This window comes from uncultured Eubacterium sp. (genome assembly GCF_945980375.1).
GTDB lineage: Bacteria > Bacillota > Clostridia > Oscillospirales > Acutalibacteraceae > Eubacterium_R.
In genome coordinates this window covers 27,746-44,752 of sequence record NZ_CAMFQO010000012.1, presented here as the reverse complement: position 1 = coordinate 44,752, position 17,007 = coordinate 27,746, and the positions used below count along the sequence as shown (strand labels likewise).

Genomic DNA, 17,007 nt, shown 5'->3' with positions numbered 1-17,007 from the left:
TTACACAAGAGAGGCTCAAATCGGTTTGTTTAATTTATATGGCGTGTTTCAGCCCACTTTATCGACAGTCTAAAATGACAAAAATCTGTTGAACAATGCATAGTAATATTATATAATAATTTACATTATGATATATTAAAAGGGCGGCACAAAAATGTTTAGAGAAATGAGAAGAAAAAAGCAGCAGCTTACATCAAGCGAGGCTGAGGAAATAATTAAGAGCCACTGCACCTGCACACTTGCTTTGGCAGGTGATGACGGTTATCCCTATTCTCTACCGATAAGCTATGCATATATTGACGGAAAAATATATTTTCACTGTGCAAAGGTCGGCCATAAAATCGACGCTATAAAATCAAATGAAAGGGTTTCTCTTTCCATTATAGAATCCGACGAGATTATCGAAGAAAAATTCACTAACAAATACAAATCCGTAATCGTTTTCGGCAAAGCAAGAATTATAGAAGACAAGAACGAGATTTTCGCTCTTTGCGTACAGATGACCAAAAACATATGTGCCAATATGAGCGAAGGTGATATAACGCAGGAGGCCAATCGCTTTATCAACGAAACGGCAATGGTTGAAATCACTCCTCAACACATCACAGGCAAGGAAGGTCTTGAATTTTACAGGCTTCGTGGTTAATATAATAAATATACATAAAAGGATCAATCATTATGAAATACAAATTAAGAAAAGACCCTATAAACGAAATACCTAAGGCACAGCTGATATTTTGGATTATCGTTAGAATATCAATGCTTATATGTGCGGCGTACAGCTTTATCAACGGAGATGTGGTAATGGGATTTGAAAGCGTTTTTTGCTTTATCTTTGCACATCTTTGGGATATGTTCCAAATTTTTGGGCACACAAGCTTTATTATTGAGGTGCCGCCACTCAGCCAAACAATGCTGAACCTTATAATATTTATCGGCATTGTGTTTGGCTCATATTTTGGATTGTTTGATAAAATCAGCTGGTTTGACAACTTTATGCACATATTAAGCGGCTTTGTATGCGCCGTATTTGCATATGACTTTGCCGTAATAATTCAACGAAAAAAGGGACAGTGTGCCGCAACGCTTGCCGCAATATTCAGCATAATGTTTGCTCTGTCAATTGCCGTGGGATGGGAATTTTACGAATTTCTTATGGACACATTGCACGGCACAAATCTTCAGCTTGCAAAGTACGGCCCCGAAACACAAATGATAGACATAACAAAATACAACGGCGAATACGGCTATCTTGGACTTGTGGACACAATGACCGATATGATGATGAATGCCGTCGGCGGACTTGTCGGTATGACCTTTATGATTGTACTGCGTAACAGAAAAAAGAAGAATAAATAATATGAAGCTATATGAAAAAGAACAAAAACTGACAAAAAGCATAAAAGGCAACGGCAAGGTGGCTGTTGCTTTTTCAGGTGGTGTTGACAGCACACTTTTGCTGAAGGAATGTGTAGACACGCTCGGATGCGAAAATGTTGTTGCAATCACCGCCTGCTCACTTGCATTCCCCGAAAGAGAAAAAAGCGAGGCACAGGAGCTGTGCAATCAATTGGGAGTTAAGCAAATTATGTTTGACATTAATCAGCTTGACATACCGGGCTTTGCACAAAATCCGCCTAACAGGTGCTATCTTTGTAAAAAGGCGTTGTTCAAGGGGATTTGCTATATTGCAAAAGCAAACGGATGCAGGTGGATTGCCGAGGGTTCAAACCTTGACGATTTGGATGACTACCGTCCGGGTATGCAGGCGATAAAGGAGCTTGGAGTCAGCAGTCCTTTGCAGGAGGCAGGGCTTACAAAAGCAGAAATACGCGAGCTTTCTGCACGGCACAGCCTACCGACATACAGCAAGCAATCCTTTGCCTGCCTTGCAACAAGGCTTGAATACGGTGACACAATCACAGATGAAAAGCTTGAAAAAATAGGCAACGCAGAGCAATTTTTGCTTGATATGGGCTTTGAGCAGGTACGTGTTCGTCTGCACAGTAATTCCGCCGATATTGAGGTTGCGCCGCATCAAAGACAAATGCTGCTTGATAACGCAGACAAAATTACCAATGCCCTGCTCGGCTACGGCTTCAGCTTTGTTACAATGAGCCTTGCAGGATACAAACAGGGAAGTATGAACAAAACGATATAAAATATAAAAGCACCCCGCTTGAATTAAATGTTCAAGCGGGGTTTTGCGTTTGATAATATTAAATTATACTCCCGAATATGCGTTAAAGCCTCCGTCAACCGGAATGTTTACACCGGTGATAAAGCCTGAATAAGCCTCGTCGCAAAGGAACAGAAGTGTTCCGTCAAGCTCCTCCGGCTTACCAAAGCGATCCATAGGAGTTGCGGCAAGAATTTTGCCCGTTCTCTCTGTCGGTGAGCCATCGGGATTCCAGAGCAATGCTGCATTTTGCTTTGTTGAAAAGAAGCCGGGAGCAATGGCGTTTACTCTGATACCCATCGGGGCAAAATGAACAGCCATCCATTCCGTAAAATTCTTCACGGCTGCCTTTGCCGCCGAATAAGCAGGAATACGGGTGAGAGGACGAAATGCGTTCATTGACGTAATCATAATTATACACGCATTATCCTTTTCCACCATATCCTTTGCAAAAACCTGTGTTGGAATAAGGGTGCCCAAGAAATTAAGGTTGAACACAAATGAAATTCCGTCTGCGTCAAGGTCAAAAAATGTTTTGATGCTTTCATCCTTTTGAACAAGGTCAATCTTTTCAAGGGTATCCTTTGTGGTTGTTCCCTTTGGATTGTTGCCGCCTGCACCGTTAAGCAAAATATCGCAGGTGCCGAGCTTTTCGTTAATAATGCCCCTTGCGTTTTGCATAGACTCTTGGTCAAGAACATTACATCCGACAGCGATTGCCTCACCGCCGTTTGCATTAATTTCATCTGCATACTGCTGTGCAGCAGCCTCGTTCAAATCAAGTATTGCAACCTTGCAGCCCTGCTTTGCCAAGGTCTTTGCAAACTGTCCGCAAAGAACTCCGCCGCCACCGGTAACAACTGCAACTCTGCCCTTTAAGTTTTCATGTGTCATAGCTTTATCCTCTTTTTATTTTCTGCTTTTCTCTACAGCTTCCCACAAGCCGTTCAAATAACAGGCTCCAAGCGCTCTGTCATAAAGTCCGTAGCCGGGACGGGCAACCTCGCCCCAAATCATTCTGCCATGGTCGGGACGGATATATCCGTCAAAGCCAACCTCCTGCAATGCCTTAACAATCTCGTACATATCAAGCGAGCCTGAATTGCTTTCGTGTGCAGTTTCGTTAAACCATTGGTTGTTAATCTGCACATTGCGAAGGTGAGCAAAATAGATTCTGTCGCCTGCTGTCTTGATTATTTCTACCATATCATTATTAGGACTTGCGCCGAATGAGCCTGTGCAAAGCGTCAAGCCGTTATACTTTGACGGCACCATATTAAGCAGCTTTTCAACTGCCTGCTTATCGGTGATAATTCTCGGCAAGCCGAAAATGCCCCAAGGCGGATCATCGGGATGAATGGCCATTTTGACGTCACATTCCTCGCAGGTAGGCATAATTGCCTCAAGAAAATACTTAAGGTTTGCCCACAAATCGTCAGCTGTAACATCCTTATATTTTTCAAACAGCTCCTTAATTTCACCCATACGCTCGGTTTCCCAGCCCGGCATAGCATAGCCGTTTGAATTATCGTCAATCTCCTTAAACATATCCTCAGGAGATTTGCCCTCTACCTGCTTACCGTCATAGCAAAGGCAGGTTGAGCCGTCACCAAGAGGCATATACAGGTCTGTCCTTGTCCAGTCGAACACAGGCATAAAGTTGTAGCAGATAACCTTTACACCGACCTTTGCAAGATTACGGATAGACTCCTTGTAGTTTTCAATATACTTATCCCTTGTCGGCAGACCGATTTTAATGTCCTCGTGAACATTAACGCTTTCGATACATTCCATAGTCAAGCCTGCTGCGGTGATTTCATCATACATAGCCTGAACCCTGTCCATAGTCCAAGCCTCACCGGCAGGAAGATCGTGAAGTGCAGGAACAACGCCGACAACATTTGGTATTTGCTTGATTTGTTCAAGAGAAACAGTGTCCTTTTCCTTGCCAAACCAACGAAATGTCATTTGCATAAGCAATCCTCCCTTGTTTTATTACATATAATTTTATCACATCGCATTAATTTATTCAAGTAAATTAATGCTTTTTTGTTTTTGTGATATAAGCGGTACCTCCTCACCTATTTCCTCAAGAGCCTCAACGGTTCCCTTTGCCTCGGCAGACGAGGGATGAATTACAATACTAATGCTTTTTGAAGCTATGTTATCCTTGCCGTAGGTTGCGATAAGCTTTTGCTTTACAAGACGATTTGCAAGCGACAAAAGCTCACTGTCGTTAAGGCTTGACGAAAGAATACGGTACTGCCTTGCATTTGTTTCTATTATACCGACAGGAACAGGATTGCCGTTGATTTTTAAGTACTGTGAATTCCTTACAAGCTCTGCGTTTTCAGTGGGAATTCTGCCGAAATACAAAGGGATATACAGTCCGAAAAATGATATGGCCTTGTACTGCTTATCGCCCAAATATTCCTTTTTATACTGCTCGCGGCTGACTGTTAACGAAAAATCCTCCTCCACACGCGCAATAAACGAGCCGCTCCCATGGGCATAAAGATTTTCTTTTTTCTCCTCGGGTGCAAGCACTCCCGACACAAGCACAGTGCCCTTTGTCACGCTGTCGCCTACAAAGCATTGCTGCCAGCCGTCGTGCACCGTTGCCGAAACAATAACACCGTCCTTGGTTGCCTTTAGATTTGTAATTGCCCTGCCCTCAATATTCGGCTTTGGCGTTGCCTGCTGAATCTCTACCCTTGCCGTAGTACCAAAGCGATTTATGTGCACCCAGGCAATTTCATCAAAGGACGCAAGCATCAAATCCTCAATTTTGCTTTTATCCGTACTTTTCCAATACGTGCCTACCCTAAAGCCCTGATTATCCAAAAACGATACTATCCTGCTTTGCTCAATATTGCCGTTATTCACAATCTCGATATTCCACACAAAGCCCGACAAAAAGGAAAACAAAGCAATAAACACAACCGAGCCAACTGCAATCCCCGGACGCATAATAAGCTTATGCAAGCCAAACGGCAAGCCGATTTTTCTTTTAAGCTCAAGCCTGCCGCCGTGTCTTTTTGCAATACGGCAAAGCCTCAGATAATCGGCAGGATAACACACTGCGCTTAAGCAATCATCACACTCAACCTTAAAAATCGAAATATTATTTTTACAGCAATCATTCAAAAAATCGTCGGCAAAGCCACCCGAAAAGGCAAATTCAACATATCCAAACAGCCACCGTACAAACCGGTTAAGCACCGCAATACTCCACAGACAAAATATCACCCTCAATAACTGCACCGTCGGGGGACAGTTCATTTATACAAAGTCCGTTTCCCACAACAAGCAGGCAGTATTTGCCGAGGTTGATTTTTACTCTTTCCCTTTTATACTCGCAGATGCCCTTTAAGCCGTCTACTACACATTGTGACGAGCCGATAAGATGCACGTGAGGGCAGGTGCAATAGCCGATTACTGTTTGGGAATGTTCGTTTTTGCTCATAAAATCACCATAGAATTTTATGCCAAAGAGCTCAACATTATTCACCCGCGACGCTTAAACCACACAACCATTGCAACGGCAATAATTACACAAACACCACAGGTAACAGCTGTTCCGTACGGTGAAGACAAAAGCGGCATATGCCTAAAATTCATACCAAACCATCCGGTGATAAAAGACAGCGGTGCAAAGATAACCGTAACAATAGTAAACACCTTCATATTGTTGTTTAGCCTTAAATCAATAGCAGCCTGATATGCATCGCGTAGCTGAACAATGCTTTCTATCACCATACGCACACTATCCCTTTGATGCCCAAGCTTATTGTACAAAACGTCAAGACATTTGATGTCGTCGCCGTCAATTTCAAGCCCCTCCTTAAGCTCATCTACTGCGTCAAGCAGTGTGCCGAAATAATTGCTTTTTTCAAGGCAGATTTGCTTTTTGCAATACAAAACTCTGTTGATGTTGCGGCTGTGGTTACCGTCAAGAATTTGCTCCTCAAGTCTTGCAAGCTCCTGTCGTATTTTTGCAAGTGAGGCTTGCTCGCTAATCAGCATTTCATCAAGATAAAGACAGCACGCTCTAACGCTTGACGGCTCACCTGCACCCCCAAGCCGCGACAGCATTCCTTGCAAAAAGGGGAGGCTTTGCTTTGGGTTATCGGGAGCAATAATAAATGCTCTTTTTTTAATATACATTGTACATTCCTCAAGCCTAAAAACAGCACAGGCATTGCTGATGCCCACACCGACCGTAGACGGCACAGTTTTTGGCAAATCAAAAAGTCCTGCCACATCGTTAAGCTCTGCTACACTTATGTAGCCGATAACGAAATCGCAGGACCTTGCCTCCTGTATACCGATACTTTCTACCTCGTCACGAAATGCATAAAAAATAATAATCACGCTCGCCTGATTATATCCGACAGTGCAGAAAACAAAACATCTCTGTTTTCAACCGCATCCATGCTGAACATTACGCCTGTTACGGCATATACGATAAGAGATACTCTTGCCCATTCCACAGTGCCCGATTGAATGTTGTTGTTTGTACAAATTGTGTTAATGGCTGTTTCCTGAAGCCTGTCTGTTAACGAAACAGCAAGTCTGCTTGATTTGTAACGCACTACAAATTCACGGTCGGCAGCAGCCCTGTTAAGTATATCATTTACAACAACGCTCGGATTATTATACACCTGTGCACAGTTTATTGTTGATGCAAATTCAGCAACCGAAAGAATAAGATTTTCCAAAATAGAATTTACACAATCCTCTATGCCCTTGTAGTGCAGGTAAAACGTGCTTTTGTTGATGCCGGCATCCTTACACACCTTAACAACACGCACATCCTTAACGTCCCTGTCCTTTGTTTGCTCCAAAACGGAAAGCAAGATAGCACGTCTTGTTCTTACAATTCTTTTATCCATAATAAGTATCCCCTTAAAAAGCTTCCTAATTATTTTCAACAAAAAACAGCCTTGAACCAAAAAGCTCAAGGCTATCAAAAATTTATCGCATTTACCAGCCGAGGCGTACAATTTCTATCTTACAGTTACCTACGCCGAGTCTGTAACACTCCTTATGGCCGCCCGGGGTGAAAATATCAATTCTACCCTTGCGTGAAAGGCCGCTGCCTCCACGGTCAACTACTGTATAGTTTTGACCGTCAACATTAATAACCGTACCGAGAGGCAACCAGTTACATGCAACATAATACGGATTTTCCATACCGTTTTTGATTTTCTTACCTGATGATGTAATTCCTCTTGAATTACCGTTACAGGTTGCACAGGCGCAATAATGACTGTATCTGCCGTCTATTTTTTGGCCTACCTTGTAGCCGTTCTTTGACTTTACACCGTTTGGCTTAACGTTTGATGAAGAATTATTGTCGTCGCTCTTATTTTCGGACTTCTTTGTCTTTTTGGTGCCGACGATAACTTCCCTGTCTGTTGCTTCTTTTATAACGACACGCGAAATTTCTTTTTCTTCCTTTCTCTTGCCGTTAACATACTTAACCTCATAGGTTACCTTAGCCTCGCCCTTTTCGCCCTTTGTAACAACCTTTGTTTTGCCCTGGGCAAGTGTGCTGTCCTTGGTTTCCTTTGTCTTAAAGGCGATAGTCTTTGTCTTTTCCTCGGTTTTATACTCTACTCGCTTAACCTTAACTGCAAGGTCCTTTGTGAGCCTTGTGTCAAGCGACGGCTCGGTATAATCATCCTTGCCGAGCACTACACCGGCATTTGCCAAAAGGTCGGCAACCGTGCCGTTTGTAAGAGCATATTTTGTGCTTGTGCCGTCGGCAGAAAGTGTTACATATTCTGCTGCCTTAACGGTAAGCACCATACCGTCAATAATCTGTGTGTTGAGGCTGTAATTGATTTTGTCGTCATCCTTAACGGTGATGCCGATTTCCTCAAGAGCCTCGCCGACTGTACAGGAATAAACCTGATATGCTGTAATAGCACCCTCAAATTCTACATAAAGGGTTTTAATTCTGTTTACTACAATGCTGCCACCCTCGGATTCCTTAAAATCGGTAATGTCCAGCTTGTCACCGGCAGAAAGTGAAATGCCTGCCTGCTTGAGAATCTCGATAGGTTCCGTCTCAGATGTAGTTACTGCAATGGTTCTTGTTGAGTCAACAATGCTGACGCTGTAATCATCAGAGGTCTGTGCATATGCAGAGCCTGTGAAAATTGTTACAAGAAGAACAACTGCAATTACTATTGCCGACAGCTTTTTAATGGAAAGCTTGCCTGCAAATGATTGGTTAGTCATCTTAAATCTCCTTTAATATTAACAGGTGAATTTGGCAAATTTGTTATTCGCCTAATATCATTTTGTCACGAACGGTGCTTATTATAGCAGTTTTTAACAACGAGTCAAGTTTGAAATGCTTTTGCTTTTGTGTAAAATTAACAAAAGGTTACAGCCGTAATATTGCTGTAACCTTTTTTGTGTCCATATATTGTGGTTCTATATTTTAACACTTTAGTGAACTAAATTGATATTTTGGGCAGGGTGACAAACTTGTCACAATTAAATTTGATTTTGTAACTTTTTTGCACTGTAAAATTTTGGTAATCAGAATATATTGTGTGTTTTTGCGAAAATTAACGTTTTTGTTTCCATATGTAGAATTTCGCAAAATATTTGATTGACAATGAATTAACAAACTTTTGTGCGAATTTTATTTCCGTTCTGTGCCGTGTTATTATAATATATAAATTATATACATTATATAAAGCGGACAAGGGTTACATCTTTTTCAGCTTGGCGTAATTTGCCATAAGCTTTTTGGTGCCGACCTTGTCAAAGGCAATTTCCAAAAGTGTGTCGTTTGCCATTGGCTTTGCGGAAAGAATGACGCCCGTGCCAAACGATGCATGACGAACGGTGTCGCCCACTGCGTAGCTTTCGGTTGTTGGCTGCGGTTTGTCAGCCCCAACCTGTCCAAAGGAATGTGCCGCGGTTGAGCTTCGCCTTGCATCCCCAATAGGAGTTGAACGGCTGTATGTATACGGCTTTGCCGGTGAGCCGAAATGATTAAGGTAGCTGCCATCCGACGAGCCATAGCCTGCCCCGACTCTGACTGTTTTATCCTCGGTAACGTTTGACGGAATTTCCGCAACGAAGCGTGAAAGCTTGTTACGGCTTGTTGTACCGTAAAGCATACGCTGACGGGCAGAGACAAGGTAAAGCCTCTCACGTGCGCGGGTTATGCCAACATATGCAAGACGACGCTCCTCCTCCAAATCCTCATCACTGTACATACTTTGGCTGCCCGGAAAAATTCCTTCCTCCATACCCGGAATGAACACAACAGGGAATTCAAGACCCTTTGCGGAATGTAAGGTCATAAGTACAACGCTGTCCTCATCCTCGTTGTAGGAATCAATGTCGGATACAAGGGCAACATCCTCAAGGAAGGTCTGCAGGGTGAAGTCCTCGTCCTCCTCCTGATACTTAACGAACATAGATGAAAGCTCCTGAACATTTGCCTTTCTGTCCTCGGCCTTGGTTGGATCATCCTCGTCAAGATAAGCAAAGTATTCGGTTTGCTCAAGGATTTCCTGAAGCAAATCGTTAACACTCATACCGTCCTCAAGGCTCTGACGAAAGCCGTTAATCATATCGCAAAACGCCTTTAGCTTACCGGCGCTCCTTTGTGTTTTTGCAAACTCGTCTGCCTGCTGACACACCTCAAAGGCAGTCATTTTATTGGCTGCGGCAATTTCTAAAATATAATTAACCATGGTGTCGCCTATGCCGCGCTTTGGCGTATTGATAATACGCTGAAGCCTTACATTATCGGCAGGGTTATTGATAAGTGCAAAATAGGACACAATATCCTTAATTTCCTTGCGGTCAAAGAAACGGTTGCCACCTATAATTCTATACGAAATACCCGACTTTGCCATCATAATTTCTATATTTCGGCTTTGTGCGTTCATCCTGTACAAAACAGCATGGTCCTTATAGCTTCTGCCGTTTTTAACATTCTCATTAATTTGGTCAATGATGAACTGTGCCTCGTCAAGCTCGCTGTCGGCTGTGTAAAGGACAACCTTGTCGCCGTCCTTGCCTGCATAGGAATACAGCCTTTTGTCCGCAAGCCTTGTTGTATTGTTGGCAATAACGGAATTTGCAGCGTCAAGAATGTTTTGCATAGAGCGATAATTTTCTGCAAGCTCAAGCTGAATAACCTTTACGCCCTCGCTTTCATACCGTTCCTTAAAGCGCATAATATTTTCTATTGTAGCACCGCGAAAACGGTAAATGCTTTGGTCGTCATCACCTACAACACAAATGTTGTGCCACTCGCCCGCAAGCAAATATGTAAGCACATACTGTGCATATGAGGTATCCTGATACTCGTCTACAATAATGTACTTAAACTGATGCTGATATGTTTGGAGCACATCGGGGTTTTCCTTTAGCAAGCGAACGGTGTTGAAAATCATATCGTCAAAATCCATTGCATCGCTACGCAAAAGCTCCTGCTGATACTCGCGATAGCACTCTGCAATCTTTGATTTTCTAAAGTCGTTTTGATTTGTATGCTTATATTCTCTTGGATCAATAAGGCTGTCCTTGGCGTGACTGATTTCCGCCAAAATCGAGCGATGGTTCAAAAATTTGTCATCAATGCCAAGCGACTTTTGCACTCGCTTCATAACACGCTTTTGGTCATCTGTGTCATAAATGGTAAAGTGCTGTGTATAACCGAGCCTGTCGCCAAAGCGACGAAGCATACGACTGCACATACTGTGAAATGTTTGTGCCCAAATATCGTTAGCCTCAGTGCCAATGGTATTTTCAAGCCTTTCCTTAAGCTCGCCTGCCGCCTTGTTGGTAAAGGTAATGGCAAGCACCTGCCAAGGACGAGCATAGCCGTCCCTGATAATATGCTCTATTCTTTTTACAACAGTTGCTGTTTTGCCTGTGCCGGCGCCTGCCACAACAAGCACGGCACCGTCAACAGTATCAATAACCTGCTGCTGTTGTGCATTTGGTTTTACTGCGTCTTTGTTACTCATATAAATCTCCGTATAGTCAACAAAAGGGACGAATGTGTCGTCCCTTTAATCCTTGTAATTTTAGCCTAAAAGTGTAAGAAGTACACCTGCTGCTACTGCACTGCCGATAACGCCTGAAACGTTTGGTCCCATTGCGTGCATAAGCAGGAAGTTTGACGGGTTCTCCTGCTGACCGACCTTTTGTGACACACGAGCTGCCATAGGAACAGCCGATACACCTGCCGAGCCGATAAGCGGATTGATTTTGCCCTTTGTCAAAACATACAAAAGCTTACCGAAAAGTACACCGCCTGCTGTACCGCAAGCAAATGCAATCAAGCCGAGAAGTACAATCTTCAAGGTGTTAAAGTTGAGGAAGGATTGGGCAGATGTTGTTGCACCAACCGACAGGCCAAGAAGAATTGTAACAATATTCATAAGCTCATTTTGAGCAGCCTTTGCGATACGCTCGGTCTGTCCGCTTTCCTTAAGCAAATTACCAAGCATAAGCATACCGACAAGTACGCCTGCGTCCGGAAGAAGAAGAGAAACGATAACCGTTACCATAATAGGGAACAAAATTTTCTCTGTCTTTGATACGGGACGGAGGTTGCCCATAACAACGCTACGTTCCTTCTTTGTTGTAAGAGCCTTCATAATAGGAGGCTGAATTACCGGAACAAGAGCCATATAGCTATATGCCGCAACGGCAATTGTACCAAGCATTGCGGGGGCAAGCTTTGATGTTACGAAAATAGCTGTCGGTCCGTCGGCGCCGCCGATGATAGCAATTGAGCCTGCCTCGTTTGGAGCGAAGCCCAAAACGATAGCGATAATATATGCCGCAAAAATGCCAAGCTGTGCCGCAGCACCGAGAACAAAAGATATGGGGTTTGCGATAAGTGATGTGAAATCGGTCATTGAGCCGATGCCGAGGAAGATAAGCGGTGGATAAATGCCCGCCTTAACTCCGAAGTAAAGAAAATCCATTAATCCCGGAGTCAGCGTTGCGCCCGTTACCTCGTCTACTGCTCTGCCCGCCATAAGATCAATAAAGCCCTGTATGTCGTGGTACTGCACCGCAAGGTTTGCACCGGGCAGGTTTGCAAGAAGCATACCGAACGCAATAGGAATCATAAGCAATGGCTCAAAGCCCTTTTTGATGCCTAACCACAAAAAGAAGAAGGCAACAATAAGCATAATCAGGTTTTTGTATCCGCCGTCTGCGGTAAAGAAGTAAGCATAGCCACTGTTGGCAAGGATGCTTTTAATAACTTCCCATACACCCATTAATATTTCCATAAAACAAATAATCCTCCTTTAGAACGGTCTTGTATTGTCCGCCACAGCCGCCTGTGCCCAAGGATTACGGGTTGTGATAGGACTACCTGTTTTTTTGGTGATTGAACGAACAACTCCTGCACCGCCGTCCATTGCGTAAACCGCCGCACTGATTGCCGCAACAACCTCTTGAGGAATTCCGTCCTCAACAACAGGTGCCGGTGCACTTGCAGGTGTAGGTGTAGGTGCCGCCGCAGACACCTTTGACAAATTAGCCTGCATTTCGCTTTGTATTTTTTTTGCTTCCTTTTTCTTTGCTCTTGCCTGTGACACAGACATAATTTTGCCAAACGCAAAGAATACGAGGATGAGCACCATAAGTGCCCCGAGAACAATGCCGATACCGCCGATAACTACGGTGAGAGTAAAGGCAAGAGATCTGTCGGGAACAACGTTAGTTGCCATAGTAAATATATCCATACAGCAATACTCCTCTATTATAATTTATCTTAAATCATTATATAGCATAACCAACCATTTTTCAACAATTATTTTACAGAAAAAATTAAATTTGGTATTGATTTTACGGGCAAAAGTGTTTATAATAATATTATCGATCCTATGGAGGTGGATTATGAGCAAGGAAGCACTTATTATTGCAATTCTCGTTGCGCTTATTATCCTTTGGTTTACCGAAACACTCGGTATGCACAAAACCTCACGTATTCTTTCGGGAGCGATTGATTTAGGTTTCGCAGTATTGCGTTGACAATACTTATCTTGATAAATAATAAAAAACGCATTCTTCCCAAATCGGATGCGTTTTTTTATTTTGCCTAAATAGGTTCGTTTAATTTATTTTTCTGACAGTGATTTCGCCGGAGCGCAGGGTGTAGTGAGTGCCGTCGGCAAGCTCTACCTCAAGTCCGCCAAAATCGTCAATGCCCACTGCCCTTGCCGAAGTTGACACCCCGTTCTTGATGAAAACAATATCCTCGCCGACAACAAGGCTGTGCGCACGATAGTATTCCATAAATTCGCCGTAGCCCGAATTAACAATACGGTTTAGCTCATTGGCAACTGCGACGATAAGCTCTGCCCTTTTTACATCTGCGTCAAGGCACGAAGCATTTTGCACATCGCGTGGAAAATACTTTGTGGTAAGATTAATGCCTATACCTATTATAATAGACGATACGGTTTGAGTTTCAAAATCGGTAACAGCCTCGGTAAGAATACCGCAAATCTTTTTACCGTCAAGATAAACATCGTTAACCCATTTAATCATCGGCTTTTTATCGGTCAGGCTCTCGATAGCACGGCACACTGCCACAGCCGCCGCCGTAGTGGCAGTAACGGCATTTTGCAGTTCAATCATGGGATGAACAACAAGTGACATATAAATTCCCGTGCCCACGGGGGAATAAAACGACTTTCCCTGTCTGCCTCTGCCTGCCGTCTGCTCCTCGCCGACAACAAGCAAAACATCATCCTCGCCCTCGGCAATAATTCGCTTTGCGACATTATTTGTTGAATCCAAGGTTTTATAGTATTCAACCCTGCAGTCAAATGACAGGGATTTTTTTATTTCCTGTGCGTTCAAAATGTCATTGTCTGCGTCAAGCATATATCCGCGGTTTGTAACGGCATCAATCCGATAGCCGTCTGCCTGAAGCGATTTAATTGCCTTCCACACCGCCGTTCGACTTTTGCCGAGCGAGTGTGCAAGCTCCTCACCGCTGATATATTCACTTGAATTGTCAGACAAATACTTTAATACTTCTTCCTTTAGAGCCATGGCTTCACTTTTTGATATAGAAGATTGCAAGGGTTTTCGGTCCGCAATGCGACGAAATTGTACATCCTGCATCTGCTAATATAACCTGTTCAAACTTATCTCTGCCCTCGAGCATACCCTTTGCAAAAGCAATAGTATCCACAGGTACGCCTCCGCTGTTGGCAATAACAACCCGGTCAGGCTGAATCCGTTTTATTTCATTAATTCTGTCGGTAATATATTGCTTATACACAAGCTCTGTTTTACCACGATATTTCTTTGCCATATCGAGCCTGCCTGTTTGTGTGTCAACAGCAATTGACGGCTTTATGCCAAGCACATTTGCACCGAATTTTGCAACAGAGGAGCATCTGCCTCCCTTGTGCAGATATTCAAGTCCGTCAAGCACAAACGTTGTGCTGACCTTTGGAACAAGCCGATTAACCTTATCGACAATCCTTTTTGCATCCATGCCCTTTTCGCGATAATCGCAAGCCTTAAGCACAAGAAGTCCCATAGCGGTGCAAAGATTTTTTGAGTCGACACAATATACGCACTCAAACTCCTCGGCGGCAACACAGGCATTTTGATATGATGACGAAAGCGCAGAGGAAAACCCGATATGCACAATCTTTTTGCCATCATCTGCAAAACACTTAAACACCTCGTGATATTCGGACGGAGTAACGGCTGCGGTTTTCGGCAGCTCTCCCGTTTTTTCTACGAAATCATAAATGTCAGACGGCTTGATGTCAACACCGTCATGATACACCTTTTCGCCCAAAAGAATAGATAACGGAATAATTTTTATATCATATTTATCAATTAAATCCTGTGGTAAATCACAGGTTGAATCCGCAGTTATAACAATATTGCTGTCATTCATAAATCATCACTTAACCCCAAAATTAATATTGATTTTGTTGATGTCGCCCCTGCGATAAGGCTGATCAAGCTTGATGTTCAAAATCTCCGTGCCCTTTTTGCTTTTGGAAATCGAAGCCTCGTAGGAAACATCGTAATTGTACGAATTGCCGCCATCAACATGACATTCCAACGGGACGGAAAATTCCTTGCTGTTAACCAAATCCTTGCTGAAGGTATAGCCCTCCTTTGCGTACAGCATAACCTCATCCTGAGTTACAACAATACCGGCAAGCTTGTTCAAATCGTTCTTGCTTTTGGAAAAATCAGTTGTTTCAAGCTCGGACGATACTTCAAGCTGTGCCTGAACAAAATCAATCACACTGTCACCGCCGGTTGTCTTATTTGAATTTTTCCAAACGGACTGCCACGGAGTGTCGTCGTATTTGTTATTGTAGGCACCATATTCTAAATTTGGTCTAAAGGACATTGTTCTTGGTGCAATATACGTTTTGGAATATTCATCAACTGCAACCATGCATTTTACATACCCTGCCTGCTGTACAAGATTTGTGTCCTTATATTTTATTGTTATTGGGAATGTTACAAATATTCCGTCTTCCTCAACGGTGTATTCTGCAACTCCTCTTTCCCATCCGTCAAGTGTAGGATAATTGCCGTTTTCATCCTGAAAAATATGGAAGGCATTATAGTAGCTTTTAGGAATACCTGTGTCACGGTCGTAATCAACAGCTTCATTAACGTAGCAAAATGCAACATATCCCATTTTTTTACACAAAGGCGACTGGCTGATTTCAATCTTTACCTTTTCGTCAACAACCTGCTTTGTGGAACCTCTTGTAAAAGCATTAACGGCATACTTAATTGTGCCGTCCTCTCTTTGAATTTCGTTGATAACGTAAACGCAGTAGGAATAGCTTCCGTCCTCATTTACACATTCAACCGCCTTGATGACAATCTCAAGGGGTTTATCTCCGTCAAGCTGACGCATATACAGCTCAGGCTTTTCAACATCAATATATGAGCTCCAATTTTCAAAAATATAATCATTGCCCTTATGCACAAGAACAACATTCTTGCCCTGCTTATAAAAATGATAATCGGCCTTTTTGTCCTCAACAAGAAGAACTCGGTCGCTGTTCTTTTCCGTTACGGGAGCCTTAGTAACCGTTGCGAGCGCCACCGTCGATCTGTCTGATTTTACGCTACTTTGTGCAACAAAGTACGATGCAAACACCGAACAGCCTGCCAGCATTACAACCAACAATATATTAGCAATTTTTCTCATTTACAAAACCTACTTTTATTTTGAATATACATCATTAAAATTAAACGCAACTCTTTTTCCTTTTTCTATGTGATAGCATTGATTGGTTGCCAGAGAAAAAATAAACCTGTCGTGCTTGTAGGAGTCGGAATAAACATCCACAACCTCCAAATCCTCGGGCTTATGGAGCTCAAAAAGTCTTTTAAGCTTTTCCTCGCCGCGACAGTTTTCGCCGATAATTATGCCTGTTTTAAGGTTATACCGAGTTGCAATAAGCTCATCAAATCCAAGACGCTCGGCAATATCCCAAAGCAAAAAATCGGGGCTTGCACTGATAACAATACTGTATCTTTGCCTATCCTTAAACCAAGGATGCACCCTGTCTATGTACTTATCCCAAAACTTTTTTACTGCCTTTTCTCTTGGAATAAGCGGTACAAACATATAGCAAATGCGCTTGAATTGGGTAAACCTGATTATTCCTAACCCCATAAGCAAGCCTGCAACGGCAACTACCGGCAGAATAATCATACACCAGGGATAATGCACCATACAGTACACAAAAAACAACGTTCCGCTGTCAAACGGCACTATTGTTTTGTCAAAATCGTAAATATCAACCTGCATA

18 protein-coding genes are annotated in these 17,007 nt (G+C 43.0%); 4 read left to right on the top strand and 14 right to left on the bottom strand.

Translation table 11 applies throughout. The features are described from left to right. Positions 1-154 precede the first annotated feature (154 nt). Genes Q0P34_RS04835 through larE form a run of 3 tightly spaced genes read left to right on the top strand, consistent with a single transcriptional unit; the run spans position 155 to position 2,161 of the window. Positions 155-646, top strand: coding sequence for a pyridoxamine 5'-phosphate oxidase family protein (locus Q0P34_RS04835; protein WP_294953666.1), 492 nt, complete (start codon positions 155-157; stop codon positions 644-646). A 32-nt stretch (positions 647-678) separates the two neighbouring features. After that, positions 679-1,359 (top strand): hypothetical protein, encoded by a 681-nt coding sequence (locus Q0P34_RS04830; protein WP_294953663.1) that lies wholly within the window; start codon positions 679-681, stop codon positions 1,357-1,359. A 1-nt stretch (position 1,360) separates the two neighbouring features. Then, entirely contained in the window at positions 1,361-2,161 is an 801-nt protein-coding gene (larE, locus tag Q0P34_RS04825) for an ATP-dependent sacrificial sulfur transferase LarE (RefSeq protein ID WP_294953660.1), read from the top strand. A gap of 63 nt (positions 2,162-2,224) precedes the next feature. Here the strand turns inward: larE and Q0P34_RS04820 are convergent, their stop codons facing one another. From Q0P34_RS04820 to Q0P34_RS04775, 10 genes are all read right to left on the bottom strand, one after another. After that, positions 2,225-3,073, bottom strand: coding sequence for an SDR family oxidoreductase (locus Q0P34_RS04820; RefSeq protein WP_294953657.1), 849 nt, complete (start codon positions 3,071-3,073; stop codon positions 2,225-2,227). 15 nt (positions 3,074-3,088) lie between these two features. Next, the gene (gene uxuA / locus Q0P34_RS04815) at positions 3,089-4,153 is read right to left on the bottom strand and encodes a mannonate dehydratase (protein ID WP_294953654.1); all 1,065 of its coding nucleotides are present in this window, start codon (positions 4,151-4,153) and stop codon (positions 3,089-3,091) included. Between the two features lie 51 nt (positions 4,154-4,204). Next, complete coding sequence (locus Q0P34_RS04810) at positions 4,205-5,401, bottom strand: sporulation protein YqfD (protein WP_294953651.1); 1,197 nt, start codon at positions 5,399-5,401, stop codon at positions 4,205-4,207. Then, the gene (locus Q0P34_RS04805) at positions 5,394-5,645 is read right to left on the bottom strand and encodes a YabP/YqfC family sporulation protein (RefSeq protein WP_178669194.1); all 252 of its coding nucleotides are present in this window, start codon (positions 5,643-5,645) and stop codon (positions 5,394-5,396) included. Before Q0P34_RS04805 ends, Q0P34_RS04810 begins: the two co-directional genes overlap by 8 nt. A gap of 41 nt (positions 5,646-5,686) precedes the next feature. Beyond that, complete coding sequence (locus Q0P34_RS04800; protein ID WP_294953647.1) at positions 5,687-6,553, bottom strand: CorA family divalent cation transporter; 867 nt, start codon at positions 6,551-6,553, stop codon at positions 5,687-5,689. Further along, positions 6,550-7,074 (bottom strand): hypothetical protein, encoded by a 525-nt coding sequence (locus Q0P34_RS04795; RefSeq protein ID WP_294953645.1) that lies wholly within the window; start codon positions 7,072-7,074, stop codon positions 6,550-6,552. Before Q0P34_RS04795 ends, Q0P34_RS04800 begins: the two co-directional genes overlap by 4 nt. 91 nt (positions 7,075-7,165) lie before the next feature. Further along, on the bottom strand, positions 7,166-8,428 hold the full coding sequence (locus Q0P34_RS04790) for a 3D domain-containing protein (RefSeq protein WP_294953642.1): 1,263 nt from the start codon (positions 8,426-8,428) through the stop codon (positions 7,166-7,168). A 479-nt stretch (positions 8,429-8,907) separates the two neighbouring features. Further along, positions 8,908-11,190 (bottom strand): ATP-dependent helicase, encoded by a 2,283-nt coding sequence (locus Q0P34_RS04785; protein ID WP_294953639.1) that lies wholly within the window; start codon positions 11,188-11,190, stop codon positions 8,908-8,910. A gap of 60 nt (positions 11,191-11,250) precedes the next feature. Further along, complete coding sequence (locus Q0P34_RS04780) at positions 11,251-12,471, bottom strand: sodium ion-translocating decarboxylase subunit beta (protein WP_294953636.1); 1,221 nt, start codon at positions 12,469-12,471, stop codon at positions 11,251-11,253. An 18-nt stretch (positions 12,472-12,489) separates the two neighbouring features. Continuing rightward, positions 12,490-12,930, bottom strand: a complete 441-nt coding sequence (locus Q0P34_RS04775; protein ID WP_294953634.1) for an OadG family protein — start codon at positions 12,928-12,930, stop codon at positions 12,490-12,492. Between the two features lie 154 nt (positions 12,931-13,084). Here Q0P34_RS04775 and Q0P34_RS04770 point away from each other — a divergent pair, with 154 nt between their 5' ends. Beyond that, on the top strand, positions 13,085-13,219 hold the full coding sequence (locus Q0P34_RS04770; RefSeq protein ID WP_294953631.1) for a hypothetical protein: 135 nt from the start codon (positions 13,085-13,087) through the stop codon (positions 13,217-13,219). 81 nt (positions 13,220-13,300) lie between these two features. On the opposite strand, the gene Q0P34_RS04765 is transcribed toward Q0P34_RS04770, so the two are convergent. Genes Q0P34_RS04765 through Q0P34_RS04750 form a run of 4 tightly spaced genes read right to left on the bottom strand, consistent with a single transcriptional unit; the run spans position 13,301 to position 17,006 of the window. Further along, positions 13,301-14,248, bottom strand: coding sequence for a biotin--[acetyl-CoA-carboxylase] ligase (locus Q0P34_RS04765; protein ID WP_294953629.1), 948 nt, complete (start codon positions 14,246-14,248; stop codon positions 13,301-13,303). A 4-nt stretch (positions 14,249-14,252) separates the two neighbouring features. Continuing rightward, positions 14,253-15,113, bottom strand: a complete 861-nt coding sequence (locus Q0P34_RS04760; RefSeq protein WP_294953627.1) for a DegV family protein — start codon at positions 15,111-15,113, stop codon at positions 14,253-14,255. 6 nt (positions 15,114-15,119) lie between these two features. After that, positions 15,120-16,400 carry a hypothetical protein gene (locus tag Q0P34_RS04755; protein ID WP_294953625.1) on the bottom strand — a complete coding sequence of 427 codons (1,281 nt, stop codon included), beginning with the start codon at positions 16,398-16,400 and terminating at the stop codon, positions 15,120-15,122. 15 nt (positions 16,401-16,415) lie between these two features. Continuing rightward, the gene (locus Q0P34_RS04750; protein ID WP_294953622.1) at positions 16,416-17,006 is read right to left on the bottom strand and encodes a haloacid dehalogenase-like hydrolase; all 591 of its coding nucleotides are present in this window, start codon (positions 17,004-17,006) and stop codon (positions 16,416-16,418) included. Position 17,007: the final 1 nt, after the last annotated feature.